This window comes from Stenotrophomonas sp. CFBP8980, assembly GCF_034046095.1.
Lineage (GTDB): Bacteria > Pseudomonadota > Gammaproteobacteria > Xanthomonadales > Xanthomonadaceae > Stenotrophomonas > Stenotrophomonas lacuserhaii.
Window position 1 is genome coordinate 374,045 of the sequence record NZ_JAXCXF010000003.1, and the last position, 22,383, is coordinate 396,427.

General features: G+C 65.2%; 17 protein-coding genes and 1 pseudogene. 8 read left to right on the plus strand and 10 right to left on the minus strand.

What is annotated here, in order from left to right:
• Positions 1–90 precede the first annotated feature (90 nt).
• Complete coding sequence (locus SOM47_RS10105) at positions 91–1,839, minus strand: glutamine--tRNA ligase/YqeY domain fusion protein (protein WP_042614795.1); 1,749 nt, start codon at positions 1,837–1,839, stop codon at positions 91–93.
• Between the two features lie 130 nt (positions 1,840–1,969).
• Between SOM47_RS10105 and SOM47_RS10110 the strand changes: the two genes are divergently transcribed.
• Positions 1,970–2,233 (plus strand): putative signal transducing protein, encoded by a 264-nt coding sequence (locus SOM47_RS10110; RefSeq protein ID WP_042614796.1) that lies wholly within the window; start codon positions 1,970–1,972, stop codon positions 2,231–2,233.
• Between the two features lie 30 nt (positions 2,234–2,263).
• Positions 2,264–2,926 carry a peptide-methionine (S)-S-oxide reductase MsrA gene (gene msrA, locus SOM47_RS10115; protein WP_042614798.1) on the plus strand — a complete coding sequence of 221 codons (663 nt, stop codon included), beginning with the start codon at positions 2,264–2,266 and terminating at the stop codon, positions 2,924–2,926.
• A 494-nt stretch (positions 2,927–3,420) separates the two neighbouring features.
• Here the strand turns inward: msrA and SOM47_RS10120 are convergent, their stop codons facing one another.
• From SOM47_RS10120 to ahpC, 5 genes are all read right to left on the minus strand, one after another.
• The gene (locus SOM47_RS10120) at positions 3,421–4,380 is read right to left on the minus strand and encodes a transaldolase (RefSeq protein WP_042613042.1); all 960 of its coding nucleotides are present in this window, start codon (positions 4,378–4,380) and stop codon (positions 3,421–3,423) included.
• Positions 4,381–4,434: 54 nt separating this feature from the next.
• A complete protein-coding gene (gene rnk, locus SOM47_RS10125) occupies positions 4,435–4,839 on the minus strand; it encodes a nucleoside diphosphate kinase regulator (protein ID WP_042613043.1) in 405 nt (134 codons plus the stop codon).
• A 130-nt stretch (positions 4,840–4,969) separates the two neighbouring features.
• Complete coding sequence (locus tag SOM47_RS10130) at positions 4,970–5,935, minus strand: LysR substrate-binding domain-containing protein (RefSeq protein WP_042613044.1); 966 nt, start codon at positions 5,933–5,935, stop codon at positions 4,970–4,972.
• 83 nt (positions 5,936–6,018) lie between these two features.
• On the minus strand, positions 6,019–7,611 hold the full coding sequence (ahpF, locus tag SOM47_RS10135) for an alkyl hydroperoxide reductase subunit F (protein ID WP_042613045.1): 1,593 nt from the start codon (positions 7,609–7,611) through the stop codon (positions 6,019–6,021).
• 184 nt (positions 7,612–7,795) lie between these two features.
• Positions 7,796–8,359, minus strand: a complete 564-nt coding sequence (gene ahpC, locus SOM47_RS10140; protein WP_042613046.1) for an alkyl hydroperoxide reductase subunit C — start codon at positions 8,357–8,359, stop codon at positions 7,796–7,798.
• Positions 8,360–8,716: 357 nt separating this feature from the next.
• Between ahpC and prmC the strand changes: the two genes are divergently transcribed.
• Entirely contained in the window at positions 8,717–9,550 is an 834-nt protein-coding gene (prmC, locus tag SOM47_RS10145; RefSeq protein ID WP_414715787.1) for a peptide chain release factor N(5)-glutamine methyltransferase, read from the plus strand.
• A gap of 51 nt (positions 9,551–9,601) precedes the next feature.
• Complete coding sequence (pip, locus tag SOM47_RS10150; RefSeq protein ID WP_042613049.1) at positions 9,602–10,543, plus strand: prolyl aminopeptidase; 942 nt, start codon at positions 9,602–9,604, stop codon at positions 10,541–10,543.
• Positions 10,544–10,727: 184 nt separating this feature from the next.
• Here pip and SOM47_RS10155 read toward each other — a convergent pair whose 3' ends face one another.
• From SOM47_RS10155 to SOM47_RS10170, 4 genes are read right to left on the minus strand one after another with little or no spacing between them, the layout of a single operon-like run.
• Positions 10,728–11,522 (minus strand): N-formylglutamate amidohydrolase, encoded by a 795-nt coding sequence (locus tag SOM47_RS10155; RefSeq protein WP_042613050.1) that lies wholly within the window; start codon positions 11,520–11,522, stop codon positions 10,728–10,730.
• Positions 11,515–12,069: an NUDIX hydrolase gene (locus SOM47_RS10160; protein WP_320505466.1), complete on the minus strand. Its 555-nt coding sequence runs from the start codon at positions 12,067–12,069 to the stop codon at positions 11,515–11,517. Before SOM47_RS10160 ends, SOM47_RS10155 begins: the two co-directional genes overlap by 8 nt.
• On the minus strand, positions 12,066–13,043 hold the full coding sequence (locus tag SOM47_RS10165; RefSeq protein WP_042613075.1) for a 5'-3' exonuclease H3TH domain-containing protein: 978 nt from the start codon (positions 13,041–13,043) through the stop codon (positions 12,066–12,068). The genes SOM47_RS10160 and SOM47_RS10165 overlap by 4 nt, the downstream gene beginning before the upstream one ends.
• A 35-nt stretch (positions 13,044–13,078) precedes the next feature.
• Complete coding sequence (locus SOM47_RS10170; RefSeq protein ID WP_042613052.1) at positions 13,079–13,660, minus strand: nitroreductase family protein; 582 nt, start codon at positions 13,658–13,660, stop codon at positions 13,079–13,081.
• Positions 13,661–14,105: 445 nt separating this feature from the next.
• On the opposite strand from SOM47_RS10170, the gene pacR reads away from it, so the two are divergent.
• The 4 genes and pseudogenes from pacR to SOM47_RS10190 all read left to right on the plus strand — a co-directional run.
• Complete coding sequence (gene pacR / locus SOM47_RS10175; protein WP_414715785.1) at positions 14,106–16,421, plus strand: PacR family protein; 2,316 nt, start codon at positions 14,106–14,108, stop codon at positions 16,419–16,421.
• Positions 16,422–16,656: 235 nt separating this feature from the next.
• The gene (locus SOM47_RS10180; protein ID WP_320505467.1) at positions 16,657–16,959 is read left to right on the plus strand and encodes a hypothetical protein; all 303 of its coding nucleotides are present in this window, start codon (positions 16,657–16,659) and stop codon (positions 16,957–16,959) included.
• 57 nt (positions 16,960–17,016) lie between these two features.
• The gene (locus tag SOM47_RS10185; RefSeq protein WP_320505468.1) at positions 17,017–21,312 is read left to right on the plus strand and encodes an RHS repeat-associated core domain-containing protein; all 4,296 of its coding nucleotides are present in this window, start codon (positions 17,017–17,019) and stop codon (positions 21,310–21,312) included.
• 711 nt (positions 21,313–22,023) lie between these two features.
• Positions 22,024–22,383 (plus strand): annotated as a pseudogene (locus SOM47_RS10190) (hypothetical protein); the annotation flags it as partial.

The window sequence follows — 22,383 nt, forward strand, 5'->3', positions numbered from 1 at the left end:
GCGCGCAGTGTAGCCCGCGTCCGATGAAGCGGACGGGCAGGGGCAGGCGGCGATGGCGCGCGGGGTGAGCCGCGCGCGGGGCGGTCGGGGTCAGGCCGACCAGGTATCGCGCAGGGTCACGCTGCGGTTGAAGACCGGCTTGGCCGCGGTGTGGTCGCGGCGATCAGCGACGAAGTAGCCGGTGCGTTCGAACTGGAACGACTGTTCCGGCGTGGCGATCGCTGCGGCAGGCTCGACATACCCGGTCACGGCCCGGCGCGATGCGGGATTGAGGTAGTCGCGGTAGGTCTTGCCATCGGACTCGTCGTCCGGGTCGGCCACCGAGAACAGGCGGTCGTACAGGCGGACTTCGGCCGGCACCGCGTGCACCGCACTGACCCAGTGGATGGTGCCCTTGACCTTGCGGTTGGCGCCTTCCATGCCCGGACGCGATTCCGGATCCAGCCAGCCGCGCAGTTCGGTGATGGTGCCGTCGGCATCCTTGATCACTTCATCGCAGCGGATGATGCCGGCACCGCGCAGGCGGACTTCGCCGCCCGGCAGCAGCCGCTTGAAGCCCTTCGGCGGCACTTCGGCGAAGTCTTCGCGCTCGATCCACAGCTCACGCGAGAACGGCACCTCGCGGGTGCCGAACGATTCGTCCTTCGGGTGGTTGCTGAAGGTCAGCGATTCTTCGTGGCCTTCCGGCATGTTGGCGAGCACCAGTTTGACCGGATCGATCACCGCCATGCGGCGGGCCGCGGCGCTGTCCAGGTCCTCGCGCAGCGCGCCTTCCAGCACGCTGAAATCGATCTGCGAGTTCTGCTTGCTGATGCCTACGCGCTCGGCGAACAGGCGCATCGCCGCCGGCGTGTAACCGCGCCGGCGCAGGCCCTGCAGGGTCGGCATGCGCGGGTCGTCCCAGCCATCCACCAGCTGTTCGGTGACCAGCGCCATCAGCTTGCGCTTGCTCATCACCGTGTAGTTGATGTTCAGCCGCGAGAATTCGATCTGGCGCGGCTTGGCAGCCTCGCGTGGCAGGCCGGCATCGACCAGCGGCGCGGTCAGCGCGTCGTCGTGCGCGAAGTCCACGTTGTCCACGCACCAGTCGTACAGCGGGCGATGGTCTTCGAATTCCAGCGTGCACAGCGAATGGGTGATGCCTTCCAGCGAATCGCCCAGCGCATGCGCGAAGTCGTACATCGGGTAGATCGGCCATTCGCTGCCGGTGTTCTGGTGCTCGACGTGCTTGATGCGGTACAGCGCCGGATCACGCAGGTTGATGTTGCCACTGGCCATGTCGATCTTCGCGCGCACGGTGCGGGCACCGTCCGGGAACTCGCCGGCGCGCATGCGCGCGAACAGGTCCAGGTTTTCTTCCACGCTGCGGTCGCGGTACGGCGAGGGCCGGCCCGGTTCGGTCAGGGTGCCGCGGTAGGCGCGCACTTCTTCGGCCGACAGGTCACACACATAGGCCTTGCCGGCGCCGATCAGCTTCTGCGCGGCCAGGTAATAGGCCTGGAAGTAGTCCGAGGCATGCCGCAGTTCGTTCCACTCAAAGCCCAGCCAGCGCACGTCGTCCTGGATGGCGGCCACGTACTCGGGATCTTCCCGGGCCGGGTTGGTGTCATCGAAGCGCAGGTTGCAGACGCCGCCGAACTCGCCGGCGATGCCGAAGTTCAGGCAGATCGACTTGGCATGGCCGATGTGCAGGTACCCGTTGGGTTCGGGCGGGAAGCGGGTCTTGATCGCCTGGTGCTTGCCGCTGGCCAGGTCCTCGCGCACGATCTGGCGGATGAAATCGCGCTTCTCGGGGCTGTCGACGGGGGTCTCGGGGCTGGCAGGGGTGTGCTCGGACATGATGCGGCAATCAAGGGCAGAAAGACCGCCAGTCTAGCGTGTCGGCGGCTGGCTTGCCCGGCATCGCCGCGGGCAACCGCCCGTATACCGGGGCGGGCGTATGCTGGCAGCCAGCTGCCGAGGAGCTGCCATGCATATCGTTTACAAGGCCGACAATCTGTTCGACGCCCATCTGGTGAAGCACGCGCTGGAGGATGCGGGCATTCCCGCCTTCGTGTTCGGCGAATCGCTGCTGGGCGGGATGGGCGAGCTGCCGCTGTTCGGCGTGCTGCGGGTGGCCATCCCCGAGGCGGCGCGGCCGGAGGCTGAATCGATCGTTGCCGGACTGGACTTGGGCGCTGCCCCTGGCGACCCCATTTCAGACACAGACGATCTTGCCGGACAGCCGGCCTAGGAGCACCACATGTTGGGACTTGGTAACGGCATCCTCGGCATCGGGGCCTTCAAGCAGCGCCTGCCGCGCCCGGAAGAGGCCCTGCCGGGCCGCGACCAGCCGCTGCCGCTGCAAAGCAACCAGCACTTCGTGAACAGCCATCCGCTGAAGGACCGGTTCGCCGGATTCGAGCGGATCCGCTTTGCCTTGGGCTGTTTCTGGGGCGCCGAGCGCAAGTTCTGGACGTTGCCCGGGGTGTACAGCACGTCGGTCGGTTATGCCGGTGGGGTAACCCCGAATCCGACCTATGAAGAGGTCTGTTCCGGGCTGACCGGCCACACCGAGGTGGTCGAGGTGGTGTTCGACCCGAAGCTGGTCAGCGTGGCGCAGCTGCTGCAAGTGTTCTGGGAGAGCCACGACCCGACCCAGGGCATGCGCCAGGGCAACGACACCGGCACCCAGTACCGTTCGGCGATCCACTGCCTGACCGAGGCCGAGTACGCCGCGGCGGTGTCCAGCCGGGACGCGTATGCGGGCCAGCTGCAGGCGGCCGGTTACGGGCCGATCACCACCGAGATCGTGTATCCGGCACCGGAGTATTACTACGCCGAGGACTACCACCAGCAGTACCTGGCGAAGAATCCGAACGGCTACTGCGGAATCGGCGGCACCGGCGTGAGCTGCCCGATCGGGTTGCCGCCTGCGGCGGGCTGACGCTTTTCGAGCAACGTTTAAAGCGACGGCAACGGCAAGGTCAAAAGCTGCAGGGCTGCGTGTTGGCGGGGCGGGGTGGGTTGGCGGGAATCGCCGTGAATACGTCCGTGTAGGCTCGCCATCGCCATCCATGGCGATGAGCGTTCCCGCCAACCCACCCCGCCCCACCTTCGACAGGTCCGTGTCGGCCTTGGTAGCGCCGACCCATGGTCGGCGGAATGTTTCCGTCAAGGGCCCGCTGCGCTCGCCGACCATGGGTCGGCGCTACCGCTTTCTTCTTCTTTATTGCGCGGGTGGCGGCCCCCGGAACCTGTCAGGGGGCCGGGCGGTGGGGCTGGGCGGGGGCGTTGAGCGCCATGGATGGCGCGAGACGAGGCCCGCAGGAGCGGCTTTTGCCGTCCCCCGACCAGCCCCACCGCCCGGCCCCAAGCGCGTAGCCAGTTGTACGCAGCCACCCGCGAGGGGGTCTCACCCGTTCGACCCACCCAACAAAATCAAAGCTCCGCGCGGATTCGCGCCCGCAGGCTTTCCAGATCCTTGGCGAACGCCTCGATCCCGGTCGCCAGCTTCTCCGTCGCCATCGGATCGGCGGCCAGGTCCGCAGCAAAGCGCGCACCATCGATCGGCGGGGTTGCTACAGATTCGGCAGAGCCCGCCACCAGCGCGCGCGGCAGTTCGCCATGCTCGGCGTCCAGCTTTTCCAGCAGGTCCGGCGAAACCGTCAGGCGGTCGCAACCGGCCAAGGCTTCGATCTGCGCCGTGGAACGGAACGAGGCGCCCATCACTACCGTCGGCGAACCGCGGCGCTTGAACTCGGCATACACGCCGCGCACGAACACCACGCCGGGGTCTTCATCGATGCTTGCAGGCGCCTGGCCGTTGGCCACGTACCAGTCCAGGATGCGACCAACGAAGGGCGAGATCAGGAACGCACCGGCTTCGCTGCAGGCCAGTGCCTGGGTGGAATTGAAGATCAGCGTCAGGTTGCAGTCGATGCCTTCGGCCTGCAGCACGCGTGCCGCTTCGATGCCTTCCCAGGTCGCGGCGATCTTGATCAGGATCTTCTCGCGCGGCACGCCGGCGTCGGCATACATCTGCACGAAGCGGCGCGCCTTGGCGACAGTGGCCTCGGTATCATGCGACTTGTCCGCATCCACCTCGGTGGACACGCGGCCCGGCACCAGCGTGCTCAACAGCGTGCCGACACCGACCGTCAGGCGGTCCGCCACGGCGTTGACAACGCTCTCGCGCTCACCGCCCTGTTCGCGGCCCCAGGCCAGTTCGCGGGCGATCAGGTCGGCATAGACCGGCAGGTCCAGCGCCTTCTTCACCAGGGTCGGGTTGGTGGTGCAATCCACTGGCTGCAGCCGCTTGATGGCGTCGTAATCACCAGTATCGGCGACCACCACGGAGAGTTCGCGCAGCTGGGCCAGTTTGGACGGGGTAGTGCTCATTGCAGCTCCATCAGTGCGGGCGCGCGTGGCGCGCAGCCGGGTAGCGGGAATTGTTCAGGGTGTGTCGTCGTGAACCGCGGTAACGCGCAGTTTCAGCTTGCGTCCACCTGGCGCATCCCAGTCGATGCTCTGGCCGATGGACAGGCCCAGCAGCGCGGTGCCCACCGGTGCCAGCACCGACACTTTATGTTCGTCGACGTTTGCTTCGCGTGGATAGACCAGGGTCAGCACGTGTTTGTCGCCGGTCGTCGCGTCTTCGCATTCAACGCGCGAATGCATCTTGACGATGCCGGCTGGCATTTCGGCAGGGGTCAGTACGGTGGCACGGGTCAATTCATCGGACAACGCCGCAGCAGCCGGCAAGGCGCTCGCGGCAGGAGAGTCCAGCAGCGCCTCCAGGCGGGCCAGGTCATGGGATGAAACGGTGATGGACGGCGGCAGGCCGCTTGCGGTGGTCATGCAACTACTCCTTGAAAGGGACATACAAAAGGCGGCACCAGTTGGCGCCGCCTGATTCATATTGTGGGGACAAACGGGGCAGGAATCGACCCACCCGCGCACGCCGCCGTCTTCATTGTTCGGCTGCGGCTCAGCCCGGCAGGGCGCTGATGTCGTTTGCGGCTTGTCGTGAGGGCAGCAGCGGCCCGCCCGACAACGTGAACAGGGAGGCGGGCAGGTGCTTGAACTGGTCTGCCAGCTGCTCCAGGAAGCCGTTCATTGCCGAGCTGCGGCGCCACGCCATCGCGATCCGGCGGCTTGGCGGGTTGTCACCGACCAGGTCGAGCAGCCGGATGTTCTCCGAACGCGGAACCGGCGGCTTCACCGACAGCGTCGGCATCAAGGTGATGCCCACGTCGGCGGCGACCATCTGGCGCAGCGTCTCCAGGCTGGTGGCGCGGAACTCGGATTTCTCGTTGGCGCCGAACAGCCGGCAGACTTCCAGCGCCTGGTCGCGTAGGCAGTGGCCGTCTTCGAGCAGCAGCAGGCGCTGCGCGGACAGCTCCTGCACATCCAGTTGGCGACGGTTGGCCAGCGGATGCTGGGCCGATACGGCGAGCAGGAACGGTTCCTCGAACAGGAATTCGGTGTGCAGCTGGTCGTCCAGCACCGGCAGCGCCAGCAACGCAGCATCCAGCTTTCCTTCGCGCAGCCGTGCCAGCAGCACGTCGCTTTTTTCCTCAACCAGCAGCAGCTCCAGCTGGGGGAAGCGTTCGCGGATGCGTGGAATCACGTGCGGCAGCAGGTACGGCCCCAGCGTCGGGAAGATCCCCAGCCGGACCGCGCCAGCCTCCGGGTCGCGGCTGCGGCGCGCGGCTTCCTTCATCTGTTCCACTTCGGCCACGATGACGCGGGCGCGCGCGGCCGCATCCACGCCGGCGGGAGTCAGCATCACTTTGCGCGGCGCGCGTTCCACCAGCGGCAACCCCAACTCTTCCTCCAGCTTGCGGATCTGGGTGGAGAGCGTGGGTTGGCTGACGAAACACGCCGCAGCGGCCTTGCCGAAATGGCGATGGTCGGCCAAGGCCACCAGGTACTTCAGATCACGTAGGTTCATCCTGAGACCTCATTGGGTAGGGACCGGGACGGCGTGGCTTACCCAGCGGACATGCGGTGTCCCCGGTGATCTGGGAACCTGTGTCAGGCAGCTTCGGCGACTGCACCGCTGCTCTTGGTCACGGACGTACGGATCAGGTGGTCGAAGGCACTCAAAGCGGCCGTCGATCCAGCGCCCATGGCGATGATGATCTGCTTGTACGGTACGGTCGTGCAATCACCGGCGGCAAACACTCCGGGGAGATTGGTCTGGCCACGATCATCGATGACGATTTCGCCTCGGGGCGAGAGGGTGATGGCGTCAGTCAAAAACTCGGTATTGGGCAGCAGTCCTATTTGCACAAAGACGCCTTCCAGTTCCACCCGATGCGAATCGCCGCCGACGCGGTCCTTGTAGACAAGCCCCGTCACTTTCTGCCCGTCGCCCAGGACCTCGGTGGTCTGTGCGCTGGTCAGCACGGTCACGTTGCCCAGGCTGCGCAGTTTGCGCTGCAGCACGTCGTCGGCACGCAGTTTGTCGTCGAATTCCAGCAGCGTGACGTGGGATACCAGGCCGGCCAGGTCGATCGCCGCTTCCACGCCGGAATTGCCGCCGCCCACCACCGCCACGCGCTTGCCCTTGAACAGCGGGCCATCGCAGTGCGGGCAGTACGCCACGCCCTTGTTGCGGTACTGGTCTTCGCCGGGCACGTTCATCTGCCTCCAGCGCGCGCCGGTGGACAGGATCACCGTGCGCGACTTCAGCACCGCGCCGTTCTCCAGCTGCACCTGCACCAGCCCATCTTCGCCGGCCGGCACCAGGCCGGTGGCGCGCTGCAGGTCCATGATGTCCACGTCGTACTCGCGCACGTGCTGTTCCAGCGCCATCGCCATCTTCGGGCCTTCGGTCTCCTTGACGGAAACGAAGTTCTCGATCGCCATCGTGTCCAGCACCTGGCCGCCAAAACGCTCGGCCGCGATGCCGGTACGGATGCCCTTGCGCGCGGCATAGATCGCCGCGGCCGCGCCGGCCGGACCGCCGCCCACCACCAGCACGTCGTAAGCGTCCTTGGTCGCCAGCTTGGCGGCATCGCGCTTGGCGGCACCGGTATCGAGCTTGGCCACGATCTGCTCGAGCGTCATCCGGCCCTGGTCGAACACTTCACCGTTGAGGTAGACCGTCGGCACCGACATGATCTGGCGCTGTTCCACTTCGTCCTGGAACAGGGCCCCGTCGATGGCCACGTGCTGGATGCGCGGATTCAGTACGGCGGCCAGGTTCAGCGCCTGCACCACATCCGGGCAGTTCTGGCAGGACAGCGAGAAATAGGTTTCAAACTTGAACTCGCCTTCCAGGTTCTGCACCGCCTCGATCACTTCGGCCGTCGCCTTGGACGGGTGGCCGCCCACCTGCAGCAGGGCCAACACCAGCGAGGTGAACTCATGGCCCATCGGCAGGCCGGCGAAGGTCAGCTGGATGTCCTGGCCCGGGCTGCCCAGGTCGAAGGACGGCACGCGGCCGGCGCCGTCGCGCAGCACGGTCAGGCTGATCTGGTCGGACAGGCTTTCAATCGTGGTCAGCAGCTCCAGCATCTCCTGCGCCTTTGCGCCGTCGTCGGCATGCGCGGTGATCTGGATCGGGCGCGTCACGCGCTCCAGATAGGTCTTCAGCTGCGACTGCAGGTTGGCATCCAACATGGTCTTCTCCTGGCTTCAGGCAAAACGGGGGCGTGGCGCCGCGACTGAGCGTAGCGGACCAACAGGGGGTAGGGGTGAACCGAAGACAGCAGCGTGGAAGGGGCTGGCGGCTGCTGGCTTGCGCGGCTGGCTTCGGTTCACCCCCACGCCCGCGTGGGGCGGGCATGGGAGCGAGGTGCAGCGTTTAGATCTTGCCGACCAGGTCCAGCGACGGGGTCAGGGTCTTCTCGCCTTCCTTCCACTTGGCCGGGCAGACCTGGTTCGGGTTGGCGGCGGTGAACTGGGCAGCCTTCAGCTTGCGCAGGGTCTCGGACACGTCACGGGCGATCTCGTTGGAATGGATCTCCAGGGTCTTGATCACGCCTTCCGGGTTGATGATGAAGGTGCCGCGCAGGGCCAGGCCTTCTTCTTCGATGTGCACGCCGAAGGCGCGGGTCAGCTGGTGGGTCGGATCGCCGACCAGCGGGAACTGCGCCTTGCCCACCGCCGGCGAGGTTTCGTGCCAGACCTTGTGCGAGAAGTGGGTATCGGTGGTGACGATGTAGACCTCGGCACCGGCCTTCTGGAACTCAGCGTAATGGTCAGCCGCGTCCTCGATTTCAGTCGGGCAGTTGAAGGTGAAAGCGGCCGGCATGAAGATCAGGACGGACCACTGGCCCTTCAGGGTGCGGTCGGAAACCTTGATGAACTCGCCATTCAGGTACGCATTGGCTTCGAACGGCTGGATCTGGGTGTTGATCAGGGACATGGATATTCCTCTTGGGTGAAGGGGAGTGGGTGTTGCGACAGGACCTAGAGTAACGGCTCCTATTCGATAAGGACAATCCATTGATTGCATCTATCCAATAGGTCGTGGCTATTGATAGGCGTTTGTTCTAGCGAGCGAATTTGCGAACGCGCCCGCTCTATCTATTTTAATTCAATGACTTGCGGAAGTTCCTGAGCCAGTGACGTGATAGCCTCAGCCAATGTGTCACAGGGCTGGACCTGAACAACGCGCATCGGCTCCCGTGCCGTAATGTCGCCGCGGGCCGGGCTCGTTGCGACGCCTTGGGCTAAGCTGCCGCCCCCCTGCAAGGTCCTGACCATGAGCGCGCGCCCCGACATGCTGTTACGCGACCTGCTGGCTGACGCCGCGGCCCAGCTGCCCGGTCCAGAGGCACGGCACGAGGCCGAACTGCTGCTGTTGCATGCGCTGCAGCGTCCGCGCAGCTGGCTGTTCGCCCATGCCACGGATCCGGTCGACCGGGCCGATCACGAAAGTTTCCACGCGCTGCTGGCGCGTCGCGTGGCAGGCGAACCGGTGGCCTACATCACTGGCCAGTGGGGCTTCTGGACGCTGCAGCTGGAGGTCAGCCCGGCCACCCTGATCCCGCGTCCGGAGACCGAGCTGCTGGTGGAACAGGCGCTGGCGCGGCTGCCTGCGGAGCGCCCCCGCACGATCGCCGACCTCGGCACCGGCAGCGGCGCCATTGCACTGGCGCTGGCCAGTGAACGCCCTCTTGCGCAGGTGCTGGCGACCGATTTCAGTGGCGAGGCGCTGGCCGTGGCCAAGCGCAATGCGGTGCGCAACACGGTGGGAAACGTCGCGTTCGCGCAGGGCTCCTGGTATGCGCCGCTGCAGGGGCGCCGCTTCGACCTGATCGCCAGCAATCCGCCCTACATCGCCAGCGACGATGAGCACCTTGCGCGTGGCGACCTGCGCTTCGAGCCAACCACCGCGCTGGCGTCCGGGCAGGATGGGCTGGACGACATCCGCCTGATCGCCGACGGGGCGAGCGCCCACCTGCTGCCCGGTGGCTGGCTGCTGCTGGAACACGGCTGGAACCAAGGCGCGGCGATCCGCGTGCTGCTGCAGCAGGCCGGCCTGGATGAAGTGGAAACGGTACAGGACCTGGAGCAGCGCGACCGGGTCACGCTGGGCCGGCGACCGGCCTAGAATGGGCGCTCTGTCCTGCCGCGTGCGGGGCATCACCACGGAGCTGCAAGCATGCGTACGCTGTACCCCGCCATCACCCCCTACGACGTCGGCACCCTGAAGGTCGACGACCGCCACACGCTGTACTTCGAACAGTGCGGCAACCCGGACGGCAAACCGGTGGTGATGCTGCATGGCGGGCCGGGCGGCGGCTGCAGCGACAAGATGCGCCAGTTCCACGACCCGGCAAAGTACCGGATCATCCTGTTCGACCAGCGCGGCGCCGGTCGTTCCACCCCGCACGCGGATCTGGTGGACAACACCACCTGGGACCTGGTGGCCGATATCGAAAAACTGCGCGAGCACCTGTCGGTGGATCGCTGGCAGGTGTTCGGCGGCAGCTGGGGTTCCACCCTGGCGCTGGCGTATGCCGAAACCCATCCGCAGCGGGTGACCGAACTGGTGCTGCGCGGCATCTTCATGCTGCGCCGCTGGGAGCTGGAATGGTTCTACCAGGAAGGCGCCAACCGCCTGTTCCCGGATGCCTGGGAGCATTATCTGAAGCCGATCCCGGCCGTTGAGCGCCACGACCTGATCTCCGCGTTCCATCGCCGCCTGACCAGCGAAGACGAAGCCACCCGGCTGGCCGCGGCCAAGGCCTGGAGCGTGTGGGAAGGGGCGACCAGCTTCCTGCACGTGGACGATGATTTCGTCAACAGCCATGAAGATCCGCAGTTCGCACTGGCCTTCGCGCGCATCGAAAACCACTACTTCGTCAACGGTGGCTTCTTCGAAGTGGAAGAGCAGTTGCTGCGTGATGCGCACCGCATCGCCGACATCCCCGGCGTGATCGTGCACGGCCGCTACGACGTGGTGTGCCCGCTGGCCAACGCCTGGGAACTGAGCAAGGCCTGGCCGAAGGCGAAGCTGCAGATCAGCCCGGCTTCCGGCCATTCGGCGTTCGAAGCCGAGAACGTGGACGCGCTGGTGCGCGCAACCGATTCGTTCGCCTGAGCGCAGCATGGTAGTGACGGCCGCTGGCCGTCAAACAGATGCGGGTGACCCTGCACCCGGTGGGTGACGACGGTTGGTCGTCACGCCTTCACTGGCAGAAGCGTGTGACGACCAACGGTCGTCACCCACCAGAGCGGAGCCAGTGCCGGGGGATGACGGCCAGCGGCCGTCACTACGCATGGCATTACCGTTGCAGCAGCGCTGCCTGCAGTCCGCTGAACAGCCGGGCCAGCCGTTCCGCCCAGGCCTGCTGGCCGGCTTCATCGGCGATCAGGTCCTGGCGGATCTCCAGTTCCACGTGCACCAGGCCGCGGCCTTCACCGTGCACGGGCACCGCGTAATCGCTGCTCGGGGTGACCGAATAGGGCTGGTTGTCACCGACCACCAGGTCGCCTTCCGCGCCCAGCGCGCGCAGCAGCGGATGCGCGAAACGCGTGTCCTGGTGGTACAGCACGCCGGCATGCCAAGGACGCTGCACGCCGTTCATCACCGGGGTGAAGCTGTGCATCATCACCAGCAGGGTCGGGCGCGCGGCATCGCGGCGTGCATCCAGTTCTGCGTTGATGCGTGCGTGGTACGGCGCGTGGATGGCATCGATGCGTTGCTGCCGCTGTGCCGCCGTCAACGCCGCGTTGCCCGGCACCACGGTGCCATCGCTGGTTTCGGGGATCAGCGTGGGCGATGCCAGCGGCCGGTTGCAGTCGATCAGCAGCCGCGAATATGTCTGTTCTATGGCCCAGGCATCCAGCCGCTGCGCCAGCGCGCGGGTGGTGCCGGCAATGCCGATGTCCCAGCCGATGTGCCGGTCCAGCTCGGCCTGCGGCAGTCCGAGTGAGGCCAGCGCACGCGGTACTTGCTGTCCGGCATGGTCGGCCAGCAGCAGGAAGTCAGACGTGCCCTGCGGCTGGTGGATCGTGTAGACCGCAGGGTCACCCGCTCCCAGCAGCGCCGACGCCACGTGCGCTCCGGTATCAGCCACGCGGAGTACCGTCCAGATGGTGGTCGATCATCCACAGCCCGGCCCACAGCTTGGCGTCCAGCTCGTAACCTTCGGCGATCTTCTGCACCAGCCAGGCAGCGGCCTGCGTGCGCGGCACTTCGTGCACGGTGATGTCTTCGCTTTCATCGCCGCCGCCGGCACCAACCCGGGTCAGCCCGGTGGCGCGCACGAAGGCGATCTTCTCGCTGCTGGCACCGGAAGACGTCGGGCCGATCATCAGCACCTCGGCCTGTTCAGCGGTCCAGCCGGTTTCTTCTTCCAGCTCGCGTACGGCGGAAATCTCGATGGATTCGCCGACGTCGATGTCACCGACCAGCCCGGCCGGCATCTCGATCGTTTTGGCCTGCAGCGGTACGCGGAACTGTTCCACGAACAGCACGTTGTCCTGTGGAGTGACCGCGATGATGATCGCTGCCAGTCCACCGGCATGGGTGCGTTCGCTGTATTCCCAGGTCCCGCGCACGACCATGCGCTGGAACTTGCCTTCGAAGACGACGCGCGGGGGTTCGTTGTTGCGCTGGCTCATGCGAATTCGCTCGATGGAGGATAAGGAGAAGGTGCGGAGGCGTCGGCCAGACCGGCCGCGGCGAACAGCCGGCGGCGGGTCAGCGGGCCGAAGCGCAGGGTGCTGCACAGGCCTTCCAGCAGTTCGCCGTCGGCGTGGCCGCGCGGCATGCCGGCAACGGTGCCATCCAGCGGTGCATTCAGTGCGATGGTGGTCAGCTCGCGCCACAGCAAGGCGTGCTCGCGCTGTTCGCGCAGGCGCACCGCCATCTGGCTGGCGCCGCGCAGGCGCAGGAACGGCACCTCGTCCAGGCGTTCGTACAACGCGTCCAGGCTGCCGAAATGGGCCAGCAGCACGGCGGCGGACTTGCTGCCCACGCCGGTGACGCCGGGGATGTTGTCCACCGCATCGCCGCACAGCGCGAGGAAATCGGCGACCTGGTGCGCGTGTACGCCGAGCCGGCCCTTCACCCCGTGCATGTCCCAGCGCACGTTGCGGGCGAAATCCCACTGTTCGTCATGCTGCAGCAGCAGCTGCGACAGGTCCTTGTCGGCGGAGATGATGATGCCGCGGTGGCTGGCGCGGTGCGCGTGCAGGGCGCTGCCGATGAGGTCATCGGCTTCGTAATCGTGGTGGCCCATCACCGCCAGCCCGAGCGCGGCGCACAGCGCCTTGCAGTGGACGAACTGGCGCCGCAGTTCCTCCGGCGCCGGATCGCGGTTGGCCTTGTAGGCCGGGTACAGGCGATTGCGGTAGCAGCTGTCCAGCGCCTCGTCGAAGGCGATGGCGATGTGCTGCGGGCGCTGGCGCTCCAGCAGTTCCAGCAGGAACCGGGCAAAGCCGTGCACCGCGTTGGTCGGCCAGCCCTGCGCGTCTTGGAACTGGTCGGGCAGCGAGTGCCACGCGCGGAAGATGTAGATGCTGGCATCCACCAGGTACAGCGGCGCGCGTGCACCGGCTTCAGCGGCAAGCGCCTGCGCGATGCCCTCGGCTATGGGATCCAGCGCGTCGAGCGGGTCCACGCTCGCGCTCACGCCGTGCCCGTCCAGTCCTGCAGCAGCGCGGCGGCATCCGGCCGGTCGCGTTCCGGCACGGGAGTCTTCGGGGTGCCGATGTGGATGAAACCAGCGATCTGTTCCCCTTCGGCCAGGCCCAGGTGGGCGTGCACGGCCGGGTCGAAGGCCATCCAGGCAGTCAGCCACTGCGCGCCGAAGCCGAACGCCTGGGCGGCCTGCAGCAACGCGAAACAGACGCAGCCGGCGGTCATCAGCTGCTCCTGCTCGGGCACCTTGGCGTCCGGCTTGGGGCTGGCCACCACGGTGATCACCAGTGGCGCGTGCGAGAAGCGCTGGCGATCCTTGTCCAGCTGCGCGGCGGAAATGTCCGGATCGCGCTGCAGGGCGCGCTCGGCCAGGAAGGCGCCGAGGGCATGACGGGCATCCCCGCTGATCTTCAGGAAACGGAACGGCACCCGCTTGCCGTGGTCAGGCACACGCACCGCAGACTGCAACATGCGCAGCAGGGTGGCGGCGTCCGGACCGGGCTCGCCCAGCTGCCGCGAAGGCACGGAACGGCGGGCGTCGAGGGCGAGCAAGGCAGCAGGTTCAGACATGCGGGGGAGCCATCCGTTTGGAGCGGAACGCCAGTATAGCGAGCGCCATCTGGCGCCCCGCTGAGTCGCCGTGATGTCCGCCATCGTGAACCGCCAAACTGCGAACTGTCTTCACGCCATAGATGAACGGTTCATCACGTTTGCGGCGGTATAGTTCGAGGCCGGACGGGCCGTCGGCCCGTTTACCTCCCCCCAGCGACAACTGTGATGTCCATCATGCCCCCGCCGTGCGCCGAGCGCGTTGCAGCGCTCGCGCTGCAGGCCCTGCAGCGCTTACGATACGTACCTTGCCGGTCGTCTGGTCATGGGGTGCGGAAGTGAGGACTGTTTCACTGTCCGCAGTGGCGTGGACGGCCTACCATCGATCTGCTCACGCTGGGGAGGCGCGGGCAGTCATGTCATCGTTGTCGTATCGAGATTCTGCGAAGGTGGGGAGCCTTCTCGCATGGTGACGCCCAGTCCGATGGGAGCGCCGGGACGCGACGCGTCCCAGCTCATGCTGGTCCGTGAGGCGGCATTGCCGGCCATCACGCTTGCGTTCACGACCGTGCTTTCGCGGTTTGACGACGTGCTGTTCGATCGCGCCGCTACCGCAGGCGCCTCCCAGCTGTTGTTCCTGGACGGCATGCGTGAACTGCGTCGCCGCCGCCAGGAGATCAGCGATGGTTTCTCCGCCCACCTGCAGCGCAGCTGGGACGCCTTTGAAAGCGGCGCGCCGTTGTCGGCGGAAGCGACGCTTTCCGGGCACCGCGACGACGGCCTGAGCCTGGTCGGCGAACACGAACTGGAATCGCGGCTGGCGGTGCGTCAGTTCGCGATGCTGCTGCTGCGCGACTTCAAGTCCGTGCTGGGCCGGCTGGACCTGCGCTTGGGCTGGATCGGTGGCGGCCTGGAACTGGACGCCGACACCAATCCGATCAGCCCTGAGCAGTTGGGCGTAGCCATCCACGAAGCCTTCGCCGGCTGTGAGCTGGCGCCGGAAGTGCGGCTGGTGCTGATCAAGCTGTGCGAGCGCGACCTGCACGCCCCGATCGGCAAGATCTACGAAAAAATCGACGACCACCTGGCCAAGGCCGGGGTGTTGCCGAACGTCTCCGCGCCGCGCCGTGCGGCCCCGCAACGGGCCCCCAGCCCGCCGCCGCAGGGCATGCTCGACGATCTGGTGGAACAGCGTCATCCGCCCGGCGCCGACGGCGCCGATGGCAACCAGGGAGCACCGGCGTGGGCGCAGCGCTTTACCGACCGCTGGGCCCAGCAGCGCGGCAACCTTCAGGGGCACCCCGGTGAAGTCGACGGTGGCCACGGCGGTGCTGGCGGTGAGCAGGGCATGCTGCTGGACGCGCTGCACGAACTGCTGCGGCAGACCCGCCATGTGCGCGAGGACGCCACGTCCGCCGCGCAGGTCGCGGTGGGTCAGCAGCGACCGCTGAGCCAGCGCGAAATGATGTCGGTGCTGTCGCTGCTGCAGGCCACGCCGAGTGCCACGCTGCGCGCTGCGATCGGCGAAGACGGTGAATCGCTGGCGCAGCGCCTGAAAAGCGAAGTGCTGTCCAACGCCACCCAGCTGGGTGTGGATCCCAGCCAGGCCCGGCTCGATCCGCAGGACGAAGATGCCATCGACCTGGTCGGCATGCTGTTCGATGTGATGCTGGACGAGCGTGAGCTGGAAGGACGTTCGCGCGAGTTGATCGGCCGGCTGGTGGTGCCCTTCGTCAAGGTCGCCATGCTGGACCGCCGCATGTTCGTACAGAAGACCCATCCGGCCCGCAAGCTGCTCAATTCGCTGGCCGAAGCATGCGAAGGCAACACCGGCGAAAGCCAGGCCGAGCGCGTGCTGATGGGCAAGGTCGAAGAAATCATCGAACGGCTGGTGGCGGAGTTCAATGAGAACCTCGCCATCTTCCTGACCCTGGAAGAAGAGTTCCGCGATTTCCTGGCCCAGCATCGGCGCCGGATTGAAATCGCCGAGCGGCGCGCCGCGGAAACCCAGCGCGGCCAGGAGAAACTGGAAATGGCCCGCGCCCGCGCCAGTGCCGAGCTGGACCGGCGTATTGCCGACGCCACGCTGCCGCAGGCGATCGCCGAATTCCTGCGCCAGCCGTGGCAGCACCACCTCACCCTGGCGCTGCTGCGCGAAGGCGAAGAAGGCGCATCGGTGGCCGAAGCCCTGACCCTGGCCGACGGCCTGCTGGACGAAGTGGCCGAAGCGCGCCGCAAGATCGTCGGCAAGCCGTGGCTGCAGGCCTGGCAGCCGGCCTTGGGGCGCGTGTTCGCCAGCGTCGGCGTGCACGGTGATGGCGCCGCGCGCGCCGTCGATGCGTTGCACGACACCCTGCAGAGCATCGCCGAGTCGCGCCCGGAATTGGAGCGCGCCCTGCCTGAGCTGCCGCAGGTGGTACTGCCCGCCCCGCCGGCTTCGGATACGGCATCGGTGGAAGTGACCGCATCGGTGGAAGACGACAATTTCGACAATGCGGACGCGGATCGATTCCGCCGCATGGAAGTCGGCATCTGGCTGGACTTCATCGACAAGGACGGCAAAGTGCAGGCCGGCAAGCTGTCGTGGATCAGCCCGATCTCGCAGCGCCTGCTGTTCGTCAACCGCCGCGGCGTACGCTTCTGCGTCGCATCGCCGGAAGAACTGGCGGTGATGGTGCGCCTGGGCCGCCTGCGCCCGCACGTGGATGACGGCGCCTTCGACAGTGCCATGCAGGGCGTGATCGATCGCTTGGATCCGCGCGGGAACACCACCGTCCACTGACCTTGCCCGGTAGCGCCGAGCCATGCTCGGCGGGCGCAGAGTGCCGGTCAGCACGACCGGTATCGCCATGCTCGGCGTACGCAGCGGCGTCAGCCGGCAACCGGCTGTCTCAAACCTGCAATGCGCTAACCGAGACGCCGGGCACAAACATTCACTTCCTTCCTGGGTTCTGATGGCGCAGGGGCTGCCGTGTTGGTTGCGGCTGCCACCGCGTTCTCAACGGATGGAGACAAGGATGTTGACGTTTTCAATGGCAGTCCCGCGCATGTGCGCGGCCGCTGTGCTCATGCTCATTCTGGCGCCTGGTCTGGCCCGCGCGCAGGAAGTCACCAAGGGCTGGCACACCTACGCCACCACCGGTGGGCAGCCTTTGCCGACCGAACGTGACGCCCAGCGCGTGATTGAAGCCTCCTTCGAAATGTATCAACAGTTTGGTGCTTTCTCGTGGGAGGTGCGCGACCAGACCATTCTTGAAGACAAAACAATCTACGCCTATCGGGTGAAGCCGCAGCCCATGAACCGGTCGCCTTGGAAGTAGAGGTCGGGATCGCGGAATTTTGATAGTGAAGAGCAGCTCCTGAGCTACCTTGTGTCTTTGAGTGATCCCCAGTGTCCCGCAGCCACGATCTCCGCACCCGACTGGAAGCGCATTTCAGCAGGCCCCGGCGGCGACGAGGTCAACAATACTGCCGAAGAATCCGAGTTTCAGCGGGTGTTGTACCTTCAGGAGAGCGACGGCACCTGTAGTGCGATGGCGGGGAGGGCATATGCGCAACGGAATCGCACGGTCGCCTGTCCGAACAGTATCCTGCTGAAGTGGAACTCCGGCCTCGGTGCATGCGGCATGGCACCTGATTATGAGGGGGCTGGTGCTATAGGGGTCACCTACTGGAGCAGCCCGGTCACCAACGAGTGCCAGGTCGGCAATCCATGCGATCCCACGACAGGTGACAAGTTCGAAACTGAGGACGACCTTTCCGTCAGCTGGCTGACCTTCGAACGCTACTATCACTCCCAAAGCAGTACGGCCGGTGGTGCCTTTGGTCCGGGTTGGACGCACTCACATAACATCCGGCTCGCCATGGGCGTCGATACGACCACGATGCCTGCCGGGACCGAACTGAAGGTCGGCCTGGTGGAGGCAGACGGCAGCCACATCGCCTTCGTCAAGCAAGGGACAGAGTACGAGGCCAACAATGGCAGCGGTGACCGCGTATCGCAGCAGGGCACCGACTGGACGCTGCGGCGCCGCGACGAAGTCATGGTCTTCAATGCAGCAGGGCGGCTGCAATGGCGTGAATTCGAGGACGGCACCTGGTTGCAGTATGTCCATGACGCACGCGGGCGCCTGATGTCCATCACGCATTCGACGGGCCGCCAACTGACGCTGCAGTATCAGTTTCCCTCCGACGACGCGGTCATCTCCTCGCTTTCAACGGGCGACTCCGTCGTGGCTTCATATCTGTACGCCAGCGACGGCAAATTGCTTTCGGCAACCTACCCCGACAGTGGTACGCGGACGTACCACTATGAAGACAGCCGCTTCCCCCAGCACCTGACCGGCATCACTGCCGAAGATGCCCAGCGATTCAGTTGGTTCGGTTACGACGAAAAAGGCCGGGTCACCTGCAGCCGGCATTCGGGCGACTGCACGCAGAGCGACGTCGGCGTGGACGGCGTCAAACTGGCCTATACCGCGACGGGTACCGTCGTGACCGATGCGCTCGGTCGGCAGTCGAACTTTGGGCTGACGGCCTCAGGCACCAGTGGCCTGCCGCGCAAGGTCAATGGCATCACCGATTCCCAGGGAACTATCAGCCGAACCTACCTGCCGGAAACCACGGATTTCCGCAGACGCGTGCAGAGCGTCACGGACCGTCGCGGCACGACGTCCAGCCACCTGTATGCAGACATCAATGACCCCACTGCGGGTGCGGTGCAGAGCCACACCGTGACCGAAGCAGTGGGCCTGCCCGAGCAGCGCCTATCGACAACCCAAGTGGCGGTCGGCAGCAATCGCGTCGTACTGCAGCGCGAAGCCAACCGCGAAACCCGCATCACGCGCAATGCGAGGATGCAGCCGGTCTCGATCACCGTGCAGGACCTTGTGAGCGGGCAGACACGCGTGACCACGTTTGCCTACTGCGAAACGGTGGGCGCTGATTGTCCGGAGGTTGGTCTGCTGCGCAGCGTGGACGGCCCGCGCAGCGGCGTGGCCGACACCGTCACCTACGCGTACTACACCGCTGACGATACCGGCTGCGGCAGCACCGGCGCGTGTACGCTCCGCAAAGGCGATCTGCGCAGCACCACCAGCGGTCTCGGGCACAAGGTCGACGTGCTGGCCTACGACGCGGCGGGGCGGATACTTTCCTCGCGGGACGCGAACAATGTAATTACCGACTATCGGTACCACGCCCGTGGCTGGCCGACACAGGTGATCGTCCGTGGCGCAACCACCTCGGACGACCGGGTTACTTCGATCGCGTACTGGCCGACAGGCCACGTCAAGCAGGTGAACCAGCCTGATGGTAGTGCGGTCACCTACGAATACGATGCCGCGCAGCGGCTCACCGACATCGCCGACACGGCAGGGAACACACTGCACTATGTTCTGGATAATGCGGGAAATCGCCTGCAGGAGAAGGCGCTAGACAACGCAGGTACGCTTCGCCGCACATTGGCACGCGTATACGACACGCTGGGCCAGCTGACCGCGCTCAAGGACGCAGGTAACCACGCTACGACCTATGGCTATGACGCCAACAGCAATCCGACCCTCGTCACCGACGCCTTGCTTCGCCCCAGCACGCAGGGTTTCGATGCGCTGAATCGCTTGGCGCGTTCGCTGCAGGACAGTACGGGTGTCGCGGCCGAAACCCTGATGCAGTACGACGCGCTGGACAACGTTACGCGCGTTACCGATCCAAAAGGCCTGCATACCAACTATCAGTACAACGGCTTCGGTGACCTGCTGGTCCTTTCCAGCCCGGACACGGGAAGCGCCACGATGACCGTCGATGCCGCAGGTAACAGGGTGACGCGTACCGATGCGCGTGGGGTCACTGCGACCTATGGCTACGATGCGTTGAGCCGCGTTACGTCCATCGCCTATCCCGATCCCACTCAAGACGTGGGGGTGCAGTACGACGTCGCACCGGCGGCATGCGCAGCGACAGAGCGCTTCGCCATCGGCCGGGTTGGACGCGTGGTTCACCCCGGTGGATCTACCCAGTATTGCCACGACCGCTTCGGTCAGGTGACCCGTAAGATCCAGACGATCAACAACGTCGCAACGACCCTGCGGTACACGTACGACAAGGCGGGACGGCTTGCCTCTGTGATCTATCCTGGTGGGGCGGTGGTCGACTACATGCGGGATGCCCAGGGCCGCGTCACCCAGGTAGGCCTGAAGCGTGGAACTTTGGCTCGACAGGTTCTGGTCAAGCAGGTGGGTCATGCGCCATTCGGTCCGATCACCGGCTGGACCTATGGAAACGAACGTCGCCTGAACCGTCCGCATGACCAGGACTACAGGGTGAGCAGCGTCAGCGATGCCTCGACCGGTGGGCTCAAGCTGGGATTTGGATATGACGCAGTGGGGGCGCTTACCCAGCTGCGTGCCGGTGCATCCGGAAGCGTGCTCGCGACCTACCGCTACGACGGAATGGGGCGCCTGCTGCAGGCGGCGGATGCTGCGGGGATGCCGACGCATACCTATGGCTGGGATGCGACCGGTAACCGGTCGCAGGCCGGCAGCGCTGCCGGAACGCTGGCGTATCACTACCCGGCTACCAGCCATCGCCTGACCGGCGTGGGTGGGCAGGCGCGGAGCTATGACGCAGCGGGCAATACGACGCAGATGAACGGCCTGACCTACGGGTACAACAGTGCCGGCCGACTGGGGCAGGCCAAGCAGGGGAGCACTTCGCTGGGAATCTACCGCTATAACCACCGGGGCGAGCGCGTGCTGCGGCAGGCGGGCGGCAAGACCACCACGACGCTGTATGACGAATCCGGCCAATGGCTGGGCGAATACAGCGCAAGCGGGGTGCCACTGCAACAGGTGGTGTGGCTGGAGAACTATCCGATTGCGGTGTTCAGTGAATCCAGCGCGGGTGTGCCTGCGCTGGGGTATGTGCAGCCGGATCACCTGGGGACACCGCGCGTGATCATTGATGCGGCGCGTAATGTGGCTGTGTGGGAGTGGGCGCTGACGGGTGAGGCGTTCGGGGCGGATGCTGCGAATGAGGATCCGGATGGCGATGGGATTGCATTCGGTTTTGCACTGCGGTTCCCGGGGCAGCAGGCGACGCCGGAGAGCGGGCTGAACTACAACTACCAGCGGGATTATGATGCGGGGGTGGGGCGGTATGTGCAGAGTGATCCGATTGGGTTATTGGGCGGGCTTAGCACATATGGGTATGTGGAGGGAGATCCATTGCGATCGGTTGATCCACTCGGACTACAGGTGGTGGGGAGTCCAAACGAGATGAAAATGTGGGGCCAAGGGCACAACATTCGCTCCCCTGACTTTGTCAAGGTCAGTGTGTCATTCTATGTTTTTGGCGCGTCTCGCTCTTTTTCTCGAAGCGGGAACACATTTGTGACTGGCGGACTAAGTCGACCTTATCCTTCTCCCAATGGGCGCCTGCAGGCTTCGCTGAGTATTGGGTGGCTCAATCAATGCGAAGTTCCCACGGGCGCCAAGGTCTATGATCATCTCGGGGGGTTCGGAATTTCGGGTGCAGGCGGCTATCGCGGCGTGGGCGGAGGGTTAAATTATTCTCCAAACGCGGGCACTTCGACTGAGGTGGGCGTCGGAATAGGTGGCGGGTTCTCTCCTGGTGAGGTATCTCGAAGTGACGGAAGCTGGGGAGGTTCGTGGTGAAAGCCAAACTCGTTCTAGTTGCATTGGTGTGTACTTTTATTGTGATAAGTTGGTTATCAGTTACGCGAAGTCTGGTTCGAGGTGATTGGTCTGGCCGACCAAGCGACGGGGAATTAAAGGCCGCTAACGAGGGTTTGAGATTCCCGCAGAATAGTGATGTCCGAACGCAGAGAGCGTTGTCCCGCGGGACATTTATCGGCATGACGGCTGAAGCCAAGACGGCGTTGACGGTCGAGGTGGCCTCAAGGCACTTCCTTGACTTGGCAAGGCGAAATGAATGGACGTTACGATCTGACCGATTCGTCGCTAGGGGCCGGAGGATGATCTTCTGCGATGGCAGGTTTGCACACGATATTGAGCTGTCTGCACGCGGGGCTGAAGCATTGATATACGCGGGAACGTACTGGGAAACTGACGTGAATAGTCCTCGTTACTGTAAGGCGGAAAGTGCCAGATAAGCCGGTAAGAGTTTGTTTAATGTCGCCAACGAGTGTTGCCCGCGCTCAGAGTTGCCATGTGACAAGGACGGGACTTGGAGGCGCCGAAGCGTTTCTGGGGTCGGCACTCGGGCGTGAGCCTCGAGACTCTTCTCGCATCTTGAAAGGTTGGGTGCTGACGTGTCGACCGCCGTCGCTTTGATGCAATTCAGCCGCTATGTATCTTCGGCCGTTTCTTCTGCCCTGAGAAAGATTGCATCAAATGAGCGCGTCCGAGGGACTGCATACTAGCTATCAGTACAACGGCTTCGGTGACCTGCTGGTCCTTTCCAGCCCGGACACGGGGAGCGCCACGATGACCGTCGATGCCGCAGGCAACAGGGTGACGCGTAGCGATGCGCGTGGCGTCACCGCGACCTATGGCTACGATGCGTTGAACCGCGTAACGTCCATCGGCTACCCCGATCCCATTCAAGATGTGGGGGTGCAGCACGACGTCGCACCGGCGGCATGCGCAGCGACAGAGCGCTTCGCCATAGGCCGGGTTGGACGCGTGGTTCACCCCGGTGGATCTACCCAGTATTGCCACGACCGCTTCGGTCAGGTGACCCGTAAGATCCAGACGATCAACAAC